Genomic DNA, 12,829 nt, shown 5'->3' with positions numbered 1-12,829 from the left:
ACTGGGAATTAAAATCTTGTTCGTGATGGTTTGGAGGATTAGACATGTCCGTACGCTTTGTAATTGGCCGGGCAGGCAGCGGCAAGAGTGCGCTGATTACCCGGGAAATCACATCCCTGCTTCAAAAGGAGCCGCAAGGCAAACCGCTCATTCTGCTGGTTCCGGAACAGAGTTCGTTTCGTACCGAACAGGCATTGGTGTTCTCAGGAGTAATCAAAGGTTCTATGCGTGCTGAAGTGCTCGGTTTTCGCCGATTGGCCTATCGGGTAATGCAGGAAGCAGGCGGTTCTGCTCGTATTCCGATTGGAGCCGAAGGGAAAAAGATGCTGCTCTATAAAGTACTCCAGCGCCGTAAGGAAGAATTGAAGCTGTTTGGAGCCTCAGGCAGTCAACTGGGCTTTATAGGAGACTTGAATGACTTATACAGTGAGTTTAAACGTTATGAACTTGACCCCGCGTCACTGGAAGAAGGACTTTCCACATGGAATACATCATCTTCTTCTGCGCCAATTCTGGGGGATAAGCTGCATGACTTGCTTCTTATATATCGTGACTATGAACAGGAACTGACTGAGCTATATATTGATGATGAAGACACATTATCTGAACTTACAGAGCGTCTGTCGGAAAGCCCCTTGTTACAGGATGCACAGATTTGGATTGACGGTTTTCAGGGATTTACCCCACAGGAAATGAGTGTTATCGGTCGGCTGATGCTCCAGTCATCTTCCATGACGATTGCCCTGACATTGGATCGGCCTTATGATCACGGGACACTGCCTGGAGAACTCGAACTGTTCTATCCCACGGCGAGTGCCTACGCGCGTCTCAAAGGGATGGCTGAAGATCTGGGTGTATCTAATGAAACAACCCTGCTCGATTCGGAAATTTTGCCGAGATATGAAGGCAGTCCTGGACTTGCCCATTTGGAAGCTGGTTTCGACCGCCGGGTTCGCTGGAAAAGCGAAGACCGTGATTCGGGTGTGAAACTTTATGCAGCCGAGAGCCGTCGGGCAGAGATGGAAGGGGCACTGCGTGAAATGCGTCGTCTGGCGCAGGATGAAGGTGCACGTTACAGGGATATGGCGGTGCTTGTTCGTCAATTGGATGCATATGCCGATATTGCCGAACCGCTGTTCAGAGATTATGGCGTACCCGTCTTTCTGGACCGCAGGAGAAATGAACTTCATCATCCGTTATCTGAATTTATACGTTCGGCACTGGATATTGTTCGTCGTCGCTGGCGTTATGAGGATGTATTTCGGTGTGTCAAAACGGATCTGCTGCTCCCGCGTGATGGTTCCATCACCCGTGAAGATATGGACCAGCTAGAAAATTATATATTGGCCTGCGGAATCCACGGATACCGCTGGACAGACGGCAAACCATGGAAGTATGTACCGAGTCTGTCCCTGGAAGACAACAGTCAGGACGGCCGCAATCGCGGACGAGAAAAGATGTTGTCTTTGATGGAGAACTGTCGGTCAGTCATTACAGATTCGATGGGTGTATTTGAGAAACGGATGAACAAGGCGAAGACAGCCAAAGAACAGTGCGCTGCCCTCTACAGGCTGCTGGAAGATGCAGAGATTCCATGGAAGCTGGATCACATGTCTGCTGAAGCCAAGGCTCAGGGTGATCCCGAACGGTCGAGAGAGCATCGGCAGATGTGGGGCGCTGTGCTTGACCTGTTGGATCAGATGGTCGATATGATGGGGGCCGAACGCCTGGATATCGATCTGTTTGCCGGATTGATCGAGACCGGATTGACTGAGCTGAAGCTGGGTCTGGTTCCGCCAGCACTCGATCAGGTGTTGGTGGGCTCGATGGATCGTACGCGTCTCCAGGATATCAAATACGTATTTATCCTCGGGGCGGTTGAGGGTGAACTGCCTGCGGTACCTCAGGATGATGGGGTATTAACCGAGCAGGAGAGATTGTTGCTGACAGAAAGAGGGATGGCACTTGGACCAGGGGCGACCAGACAAATGCTGGATGAACGTTTTCTGATATACACTGCCCTGACAGCAGCCAGCAGCCAGTTATGGATGAGCTATCCGGTTGCTGATGATGAAGGGAAACCATTGCTTCCTTCGGAAATTGTGCGGCATGTACGGAAGATGTTTGGTTTGAGTGAACAGCCGTTACTTGCCCAGCCACCTGTTACACATTTCGAAGCTGCACATTGGCCTTACGCAATTCATCCAGGCCAGAGCCTATCCGCTCTGATCGGACAATTGCGCAGGTGGCGCCGTGGAGAAGACATTCCTGAAATGTGGTGGGCAGTCTATAACTGGCATGTCTCACAAGAGACGAGCAGACCTCAGCTGGAGCAATTGCTCGGATCGGTCTTTTATCGTAATCGGGCGTTACCGCTACGTACAGCTACCAGCCGCAGACTATATGGGACAGAGGTAAGGACCAGTGTTTCGCGGATGGAGCGGTTTGTCGCTTGTCCATTTTCCCATTTTGCATCCCATGGATTGCGTTTGAAAGAACGGCAACTGTATCGCCTACAAGCTCCCGATATTGGACAGCTATTCCATGCTGCACTCAGTCAACTGGCGATGCGTTTGCGTGAAGAAAATCGCAGTTGGGGCAGCTTGACTCCAGAGCAATGCCGCAAGGAAGCGGAGCAGACCGTGGAGCAGATTGCACCACAGCTGCAGGGAGAAATTTTGCTCAGTACCAAACGATACGGTTATATCTTCCGCAAGCTGAAGGATATTGTTAGTCGGGCATCGGTTATTTTGGGTGAACAGTCCAGACGTGGAAGCTTTGAACCGATTGGGCTGGAGCTTGATTTTGGACCGGATAAACCACTGCCGCCATTACGTTTTGAACTGGAAAATGGTTGTGTGATGGAAATTGTGGGTCGGATTGACCGTGTGGACGTGGCTGAGGGAGAGAATGGTCTGCTGTTGCGTGTCATTGACTACAAATCTAGTCAGACGGATCTCAAACTGCATGAAGTGTACTACGGTCTATCATTGCAGATGCTCACCTATTTGGAGGTGCTGCTTAGTGCTGCCGAGGAATGGCTTGGAGAATCGGCTATGCCTGGAGGAACATTGTATTTCCATGTGCATAACCCGCTGCTGCAATCCGCGAATGGCATGACTTCCGAGCAGGCAGGACAGGAACTGCTGAAACGGTTCAAAATGAAAGGCCTGCTTCTGGCGGACCGGGATGCAATCGCTCAAATGGACCATACCCTGGATAAGGGGTATTCAGCCATTATTCCGGTTGCCCTTAAGGCGGACGGCAGCTTTTATAGCAGTGCCTCTGTAGCTACCCCAGAGCAGTGGGATACGCTCCTTGCTTCGGTGCGAAGCAACATTCGTGAGATTGGAACCCGGATCACGGACGGGGATGTAGCCATCGAGCCTTACCGCATTCAGCAAGAAGTGGCATGCACCTTCTGTCCGTATAAACCCGTCTGTCAATTTGACGAAAATATCGAAGGAAATGAATATAATCTGTTGTCCAAACCGGGCAAACAGCAAATCTGGGACATGCTGTCTCACAACAAGGGAGGGGAAACATCATGACGAATATGCCAAAACCGGAAGGTAGCTTCTGGAGTGATGACCAGTGGAGTGCCATTTCGCAGAGCGGGGAAGACATTCTGGTTGCCGCAGCAGCGGGATCAGGCAAGACAGCCGTATTAGTTGAACGGATTATTCGCAAGATCGCAGACCCTTCCCAAGGATTCAGCGTGGATCGCTTGCTTGTAGCTACGTTTACCAAAGCGGCTGCCGCCGAGATGAAGCAACGAATTCGGGAAGCACTGGAACGTGCCCTCGAGGAACAGCCTGGAGAAGAACATTTGCGTAAACAGCTGTCGCTGCTTGGGCGTGCATCCATTACAACCTTGCATTCATTCTGTATGGAAGTCATTCGTCGTTATTACCAGCAAATTCCGTTGAACCCAGCTTTTCGAATTTTGAATGAAAATGAAGCCGAAATCATGCGGCAGGAACTGCTGGAAGAATTGTTTGAGGAAAAGTATGGCGAAGAAGATGAAGGCAGTACATTCCGCGAACTGGTGGACTGGTTTAGTGGAGAACGAAACGATGATGCAATGCATCGTCTGGTACAGAGGTTGTATGACTTCTCCCGCAGTCATTCTTGGGCAGATCACTGGCTGGCAGAAATGGCATCGGCTTTTCAGGTAGAAAGTGTAGAAGCCCTTGGTCATTCTGCATGGGTTCAAAGTATTCTGCGCGATGCTGCTCTTGCCCTAAGCGGTGCTGCCGGACTGCTTCGTCAAGGAATCAGTATCTCCATGCAGCCGGAAGGTCCGGCGCCTTATGCTGAGACGTTAAAAGAAGATTTAATGATGGTGGAAGAGCTTCTGTCTGCTGTCGAGGTCATCCCATGGGAGAGGTTGCCTGAAGTGTTCCAGCCAGCAGCATTCGGCAAGCTGAAGCCTTGCAAAAAAGACCAGACGGATCCTGGGCTACAAGAGCAGGTGAAGGAACTTCGTGAAGCTGCCAAAAAAACGGTGACGGACCTGAAAGGATCTTTGTTTGGAAGAAGTGCGTTTTCGTTCTGGCAGGAGCTGGAGCAGGCGGCCCCCCTAATGCAGGAACTGTCCAAATTGGTCACTACATTTGGAGAACGGTACCGACAGGCTAAACAGGAACGTGGACAAGTTGACTTCAGTGATCTGGAGCACTACTGTCTTCACATTTTGCGACACGAGGATTCTACGCCTGATCTGTCGATGCCTTCCGATGCAGCAATGGAGTATCGGGCACGTTTTGATGAAGTGCTGCTGGATGAATATCAGGATACAAATACGGTACAGGAAGATATCGTAAAGCTGATCTCCAGGGAGAATCCTGGCAACCGATTCATGGTTGGGGATGTCAAACAGAGTATTTACCGTTTTCGTCTGGCTGAGCCGGGTCTGTTTCTGAACAAGTACCGCCAATATTCAGCGAATACGGATGAAGATGTGACTCGTGAGAATGGTTCATTGCGTACAGGAAGACGTATTGATCTTGCACGTAATTTCCGCAGCCGTGAAGAAGTCGTACATTCGGTCAATATGTTATTCAGGCAGCTTATGGACGAAGGGGTGGCCGAAATTGCCTATGATGAGCGGGCACAGCTCGCTTATGGGGCAACTTTCCCGCCAGAGACCCTTGGAAATGAGGCATACACACCTGAACTTATGCTGATTGATCGTCAAGGCGGAGGACCTGATCTGACAGAAAGCGCAGATGAAAATGGAGATGCTCTGGCTTCAGCTGAACTGGAGAGTGCCGAGCTCGAAACCGCTCAACTGGAAGCGCGGGCTATGGCTCGACGTATTCGTGAGATGGTTGGGGATACAGACAAACCTGCTCTCCATGTATATGATAAGGCCCTGCAAACGATGCGTCCGGCACGTTACGGTGACATTGTTATCCTGCTGCGCTCTACCTTAATGTGGGCTCCGCTCATGATTGAGGAATTCAGACAACAGGGTATTCCTGCTGGAGGAGAGCAAAGCAAGGGGTATTTTCAGGCAACGGAAGTGGAAATCATGTTGTCTCTCCTTCAGATTGTGGATAACCCAAGACAGGATATTCCGCTCGCTTCCGTGCTTCGTTCCCCGATTGTCGGACTGGATGAAGAGGAATTGGCTCAGATTCGTCTGGGTGACAAGAGGCAGTCTTTCTATGATGCAGTTGTATCAGCTACAGGAGGATTGGGAGATCCCTCTAACAGTCTCGGACGACATACTGGGCAAAATGCGAATTCTGATTCTACCGTAATTCAGATGCAATGGCCGGAAGCCTGGTCGGAAATGGAACAAGGGCAACGGGAATCGGCGGTATCCGCCGAGGCAGATGTTATTGAACATCTGCATGAATCCCATGTGGATGCAGATTCAGATGGGGTTATAGATGCTGGTATAGATGCAGGTATGGGTGGACACATAGACGAGGCTGTGGATAGGGAGAACGGGTTCAGCATAGAGCTGCAACAAAAGTTAGTTCGTTTTATGCGTCAGCTGGAACAGTGGCGGCTTGAAGCAAGGCAAGGGAGTCTGAGTGAACTCATTTGGCGTATGTATCGGGAAACGGGTTATCTGGATTGGGTTGGTGGTCTTCCGGGAGGCATGCAGCGTCAAAGTAACCTGAAGGCGCTGTACGATCGCTCAAGGCAATATGAGGAAGCTACTGCAAATCGCGGGTTGTTCCGTTTCTTGACTTATGTATCCAGACTGCGTGAGAACGGGGGAGATCTCGGGACCGTTGCAGGCGGATCGGGTGAGCAGGACAATGCAGTACGCATCATGACGATTCACCGGAGTAAAGGTTTGGAGTTCCCGGTTGTTTTTGTCGGGGGCATATCCAAAATGTTCAATCAGCAAGATTTGAACGCGCCGTTTCTGATGCATAAGGAGCTGGGGTTTGGCCCGAGATTTGTAGATCGTGAGAACCGGGTTGCCTATCCTACATTGGCAAATTTGGCGATTCGGCGTCGTGCCCAGTTTGAACTGCTTGCTGAAGAGATGCGAGTGCTATATGTTGCGCTAACCCGGCCTAAAGAGAAAATGATTTTGGTGGGTACCGTGAAAGATGCTGCCAAAAAAGCAGTGGCATGGTCGCAGGTCAAGGACAGCCCGGAGCTGGTATTGCCTGATTACTTGCTTGCGGCAGGTCGGAGTTACCTGGACTGGATTGGGCCATCTCTGATTAGACATCGGGACGCGGGTTTGCTGCGCGAGCTTGCAGGCAGCAATGACTCGTTTGCCGCCTGTCTCATGGAGGATGAATCTCGATGGGACATTTCCGTCATCTCTGCCGATCAGGCATCCCGAGAAATTTTTGTGGATCCAACGCTTGGCGAAGAAGACGGGATGACAGAGGTACGGAAAGATCGAGTCGCTGCCCTAAGATCGGTTCAGCCTGTGAAGCTGATTACATCCTCAACCGCAACAGTGCTGATGGAGGGTGGGCAAGATGCGGCTATACAGGACATTGGAGCTGAAGATGGGGACACAGTAGTTGATCAAGAAGAGCAGACACGGTTGATCCGTGAGGTCGATAGACGGCTTACGTGGACATATCCTTATGAAGCAGCAACTCAAGTGGCAGCCAGCACATCCGTCACCGAGTTGAAAACATTGCTTACGATGCAGGACCATCCGTCAGTACAGGTGATGGAGGAACTGGGAGAACAGTCCGAGACATTCCTGGTTCATGAGAACCGAGGGATGGATGAGGAGAAGCACAACGCTAACCATGAACAGATTAGCGCATCGGGTGAACTGAATGGGGAACAGCTGGAGGGTGGGTTGGCCTCAGATGAGGTGATGAAAAATCAGTCGATCCGAAAAGAAACGTTCAGCCCCAAACAAGATAGTTATAAGCCGGGCTCAGAGGAAGACTCAGCCTTTAAACTGCATTTGCGTCGTCCCAAATTTATGGAGGAGACACAACTGACAGGGACAGAGCGGGGCACCGTGTATCATACGTTGATGCAGCATCTGCCTGTAGATGGACCCGTCATTGATTTACAGATTATTGAGCAGACGATTGAGCGATTGCTTGAGCTTCAGATTTTGCTTCCCTATCAGGCGGAGGCTATCGAACTCGAAGAATTGGTCGGATTTTTCGATACAGAACCAGGGACAGAGCTGTTGCGTGCAGAGTGGGTGAAACGGGAGATTCCGTTTGTTTACGGACTTCCGGCACATCAATCTCCTGCAGAATGGCTACGTGAACTGTCACCGAACTCAGACATGCAGATGGTGAAGGAAGAAAGCAAAATGCAGGCATCGATTGAAAATGAAACGGTGCTGGTACGGGGTATTATCGACTGTCTGTATGAGGTGGATGGCGAGCTTGTGTTGCTCGATTATAAGACAGATCGGGTGTTGGAACACCGCGGTGGACTGCGCAAGCTTACGGAAAACTATGGCTTCCAGCTCGAACTGTATGGACGGGCCATTGAAGATATTTTGGGTCGAAAAGTAGACCGGAAGTGGCTGTACTTTTTTGATGGCGGACATGCTGTGAAATTGTAACAGGTACGGATTGGAAATTGGAAGCAATCGATTTACAGGGGAGAGGGGTTGAACGGACGATGCGTATTTTGCACACAGGTGACTGGCATTTGGGAAAAACGCTGGAAGGACGAAGCCGACTGCGTGAGCAGGAAGATTTCGTCGATGAGCTTGTCAGACTGGCGGATGAGCAGCAAGCGGATGCCATATTGATGGCTGGGGATGTATATGATTCTGTCAATCCGCCGGCAACAGCGGAGCAGCTTTTTTACGAAGCCGCAGCACGTCTAACGGAACGTGGAAGACCACTCGTGGTGATCGCAGGAAATCATGACCAGCCGGAGCGGGTGGCTTCTGTCACCCCGCTTGTGAACAGGCAGGGGATTACACTCGTAGGAATGCCTACCTCAGAAGCAGTAACCATTCATGCAAAGCGAACCGGAGAGGTTGCAGAGATTGCAGCTTTGCCATATCCCTCGGAAGCACGACTGAATGAACTGCTGGCAACAGATGGAGATGAAAATGTGCTCCGGCAGGCATACAGCCGACGTGTGGCCATGTTAATGCAGCGGCTGGCTTCTTCTTTTCGTCCGGATAAGGTGAATTTGGCGATGAGCCATATTTATGTTTTGGGTGGAGTCGAAAGTGATTCGGAACGTCCCATTCAGGTAGGCGGAGCTTATACGGTAGATCCTTCAGCCTTATCTACGGGTGCGCAATACACAGCGCTGGGGCATCTCCATCGTGCACAGGCTGTCAAAGGAGACGGTGTGATCCGATACAGTGGTTCTCCACTCGCCTACAGTTTCTCAGAAGCGGGACAGAGCAAGTCTGTTACGATGGTTGATCTGTCACCAGGTGGAGCTGCCCATGTGGAAGAGGTATTGTTAACCTCTGGACGTGAACTTGTTCGCTGGAAGGCGCGTGGCGGTCTGGCCGAGGTATATCGCTGGCTGGATGAAGGACGAGATACACAGGCTTTTATCGACATGGAAGTGTGGCTGGACGAAGCGATGTCCCTGAAGGAAATCCAGGAACTGCGAAGATCACATGAGGGCATCATTCATATTCGTCCGGTGTATCCTGAGATGGCTGCAGCAGGACTTTTGGAGCAACGATCCGAGCTGCCGGTACACGAACTTTTCCGCAAGTTTTATCAGCGCCAGACAGGCGGTGCGCAACCGGAAGATAGTCTGGTACAGCTTTTTCTGGAACTTGTGGATGAAGACGAGCCGGGTGTGCGTGAGGAGGTAGAGGGAAGATGAAGCCGATTCTATTAAAAGTTGCGGGACTGCAAAGCTATCGGGAGATGCAGGAAATTGATTTCACCGTGCTGACGGAAACGGGTTTATTCGGAATCTTTGGTCCTACAGGCAGTGGTAAATCCTCGCTACTCGATGCAATCACACTCGCGATGTACGGGAAAGTGGAACGTGCAGTTAACGGTACGCAAGGGATCATGAATCATGCAGAGGACTCGTTGTCTGTTTCTTTCACCTTCGAATTGGTATCGGCTGAAGGAGCCCGGAGATTCCGGGTGGAGCGTCGTTTCAAACGAAACAACGAGGTATCGGTAAGTAGTACGATCTGTAAATTCATTGAGACGGTCAACGGAGAAGAACAGGTACTTGCCGACAGATTGGCAGATGTTAATCGCTGCGTTGAAGATGTGATCGGATTGAAAATGGATGATTTCACACGGGCAGTGGTACTTCCGCAAGGGAAGTTCGCCGAGTTTCTGTCGCTAAAAGGCAGTGAACGACGGCAGATGTTGCAGCGGTTGTTCCATCTGGAGAAGTATGGGGATCAGCTGGGCATCAAGTTAAGCCGCCGGGTAAAGGACAACGACATGGTTCATCAATCCCTCGCTGCTGAACAACAGGGGCTTGGTAATGCCAGCAAGGAGACGTTGGAAGACATTAAGCGTCTTCTTCAAGCGGCAGTTAAACAGTCTGAACTGTCTCGCAAAGCGTTGGATGCAGCTGTGAAGGAAGCCGAGCAGTTGGGCAAAGTACGTGAGTTAAGCCATGAGCGACAGGCCCGTATGGAGGAACAGCAAAAGCTGAAGGAACAGGAGCCAACAATTGCAGCAGGCGAACAACGGCTGAAGCAATCCGGGGCTGCAGCTGCCATACTGCCTGCCTTACAGACGATGCGTGATGCAGTAACGCAGCAAAAATTGCGTAAGGATGCAGCCGAGCTTGCTCACCAGCAAGCGGTGGAACATGAGCGTCTATCCGTTCAGGAAGCAGAGAAGGCCGAGATGGCCCGTGCGCAAATGGCTGAGGAAGAACCAAAACTGCTGGTTCGTCTGGAACAACTGGAACAGGCCAAAAAGCTACAGCTGGAACGAGATGAACTGAAGGAAGACAGTACGCGTCTCTCGCAACTTCTGGAACAGGGAAAGAGTGAGCAGACGGTTCTGGAGCATCAGTTGGAGAAAGAGAAAGAACTGCAACAGCGTGGTCGCAAACGGCGTGAGGAGTTGCAGGAAAGTCTCAAGCCGAATGAAGTGAAGTCGGAGGAACGCAGACAGCTACAGGCTGCACTGGAACAGAAACATCGTTTGGATACGGCCGCAGAGCAGCTGCGTCAGTCCACGGATGAGATGCGGGGATACAAACAGTCTGCGGATCAGAGTGCCAGTAAGCTGAATGCAGCAGCCGAGGAAGAGAGCCGCCTGAGTGAACAGCGTCAGCATCTGATTGCACAGGCGTCAGCAGGTCTTGAGGCCTTGCTCGCTTGTGAGCAGGACATCGGTCGCGAACAGAGTCTGCTGGCTAGGGCGGAGGAGCAGCTGCGCGGCATGATGCGTGAGCAGGAGCTGCACCGGCTCTCCTCCGCCTTGCGCGCCGAGCTGCGCGACGGCGAGCCATGCCCGGTGTGCGGCTCCGCACACCACCCGCTCCCGGCTGCGCCGCCGGGAGAAGGTCCGCACGCAGGCGATGCGGACCTGGAACTGCTGCGCAGCCTGCACGCGGAGCTGCAGGAGCTGCGCTTTGGGCTGCGCCAGCAGCTGCACGAACGTCGCAGCCTGCTGACGCAGCTTGGCGCTGCGGCCGGCGAAGCTCCGGCCGCAGCCGAGGCCGCGCCTGCGGCAGCGGAGCCAGAGCCTGACGGGTCGCCCGCACACGGGCGCTCCCCGGCGGACTGGGCGGCGCGTGCCGCTGCGCTGCGCGAAGCCGCGCAGGCGCTGGCTGCCGCTGCAGCGCCGTTGCAGGCGGAAGCCGCCGCGTTGCAGCAGGCGGCTGTGGGCGCGCAGCAGCGCCGCATGGAAGCGGCTGCTGCGCAAGAGGCCGGCCGTGCCGGGCTCGTCCAGGCGGAGCGGAAGCTGGCCGAGAGCGAAGCCGCAGCTGCTGTATTACAGCACCGCTGGGCCACGGAACTGCCGGGCATCGCTCAGGAGGAGGCCAAGGCCCTCTATCAGGCGATGCAAGAGCGCGATGCGCGCGCGGAAGACATCAAGGAACGCTTGAACAAAAGCGTCACGTTCCTTGAAGAAAAGGAACAGATGTTACAATCCCTTCAACAGAAGCTGGTTGAATTGGACAAACAGCTGATCCAGTGGCAGACCGAATGGCAAGGCAACAGCAAACAGCTTGCCGAGAAGGAAGAGCGTTTGCGCCAGTGGGTTGGCGAGCAACGGGTAGAGGATTTAATAACAGTGGCCCAGACTCGGTTGGATGGACTGCGGAAAGCTGCTGCTGATTCGGCACAACGCTTCAAGGAAGCGGATGCTTTGAAGCAGGAATCAACGAAGAAAGACGTCATGGCTCATCAGGCTGCTGCATCAGCGACAGAGCATCTGCAACAGGCTCAAGTCCGTTGGCAGCAATTCCTGGATCAATCGCCATTTGACTCGGAAAATGACGTGTTGAAGGCAGCCATCCCATCTGAAGAAGTCGAGAGACTGGCTGCGGAAATCCAGCAGCATCGGGAGCGTGAGCGTGAACTGGCATCCCAGCTACGTGAGCTGGAACAGAAACTGGGTGGTGCTGTTGTATCCGAGGAACAGTGGTTGGCCTGCACCGATCGCCTGCAACTGACTCGGACAGAGGATGAGGCTGCCCTTCGTGCCAGGGCGCGCGCAGAACGCGATCTGGAGGATGTGCAGCAGCGGCATGTTCGCTGGACTGAACTGGAGAACAAGCGATTGGAGGTAAGTCGTCAAGGAGAATTGCTTAGCAAACTTCAAGCAGCTTTCAGAGGTAACGCCTTTGTAGAGTACATTGCGGAAGAACAGTTAATGCAGGTTAGCCAGGCTGCTTCGCAGCGTCTGCGCTTTCTGACCAAACAACGGTATTCGCTTGAAGTGGATTCGGGTGGTGGCTTTGTCATCTGTGATGATGCCAACGGGGGTGTCAAACGACCGGTATCGACGTTGTCAGGTGGCGAGACGTTTTTGACCTCATTGTCACTAGCCTTGGCTCTATCCGCCCAGATTCAGCTGCGAGGTCAGTATCCGCTTCAATTTTTCTTTCTGGATGAAGGATTCGGTACACTTGACCCCGAACTGCTGGATACCGTGATTACCTCTTTGGAAAAATTGCATGATGATCGCCTTGCTGTCGGTGTCATCAGTCACGTTCCAGAGCTGCGGGCGCGTCTACCACGCAAGCTTGTGGTTATCCCGGCAGGCGAAACTGGAGGCGGCTCACGGGTTGTATTGGAAACGTTGTAGAAGGGAGCGGATTTCTAACCTGCTTGATACGGAGGATTCACTCATACCGAGCAACGTCAGGCAGAAGTCCGTGTTCAAATGATGTCTATAACGAACTCATTTTAAGGTTACGAATGTGATCATTTCCTGTGTTTAAGGTG

4 protein-coding genes are annotated in these 12,829 nt (G+C 52.4%); all 4 read left to right on the top strand.

The window, feature by feature from the left end; all coding sequences use genetic code 11:
- The first annotated feature begins 44 nt into the window (after positions 1-44).
- The 4 genes from addB to ACR32F_RS23240 are packed head-to-tail and all read left to right on the top strand — an operon-like array spanning position 45 to position 12,689.
- Positions 45-3,551 carry a helicase-exonuclease AddAB subunit AddB gene (addB, locus tag ACR32F_RS23255; protein WP_440111189.1) on the top strand — a complete coding sequence of 1,169 codons (3,507 nt, stop codon included), beginning with the start codon at positions 45-47 and terminating at the stop codon, positions 3,549-3,551.
- Positions 3,548-8,029 (top strand): helicase-exonuclease AddAB subunit AddA, encoded by a 4,482-nt coding sequence (gene addA, locus ACR32F_RS23250; protein WP_440111187.1) that lies wholly within the window; start codon positions 3,548-3,550, stop codon positions 8,027-8,029. Before addB ends, addA begins: the two co-directional genes overlap by 4 nt.
- A gap of 59 nt (positions 8,030-8,088) precedes the next feature.
- Complete coding sequence (locus ACR32F_RS23245) at positions 8,089-9,273, top strand: exonuclease SbcCD subunit D (protein ID WP_440111185.1); 1,185 nt, start codon at positions 8,089-8,091, stop codon at positions 9,271-9,273.
- Positions 9,270-12,689: an SbcC/MukB-like Walker B domain-containing protein gene (locus tag ACR32F_RS23240; RefSeq protein ID WP_440111183.1), complete on the top strand. Its 3,420-nt coding sequence runs from the start codon at positions 9,270-9,272 to the stop codon at positions 12,687-12,689. The genes ACR32F_RS23245 and ACR32F_RS23240 overlap by 4 nt, the downstream gene beginning before the upstream one ends.
- Positions 12,690-12,829: the final 140 nt, after the last annotated feature.

The organism is Paenibacillus hebaui, from assembly GCF_051934385.1.
Lineage (GTDB): Bacteria > Bacillota > Bacilli > Paenibacillales > Paenibacillaceae > Paenibacillus.
Note: the sequence above shows the minus strand (reverse complement) of the source record. Positions and strands in the feature narration are given on the sequence as shown.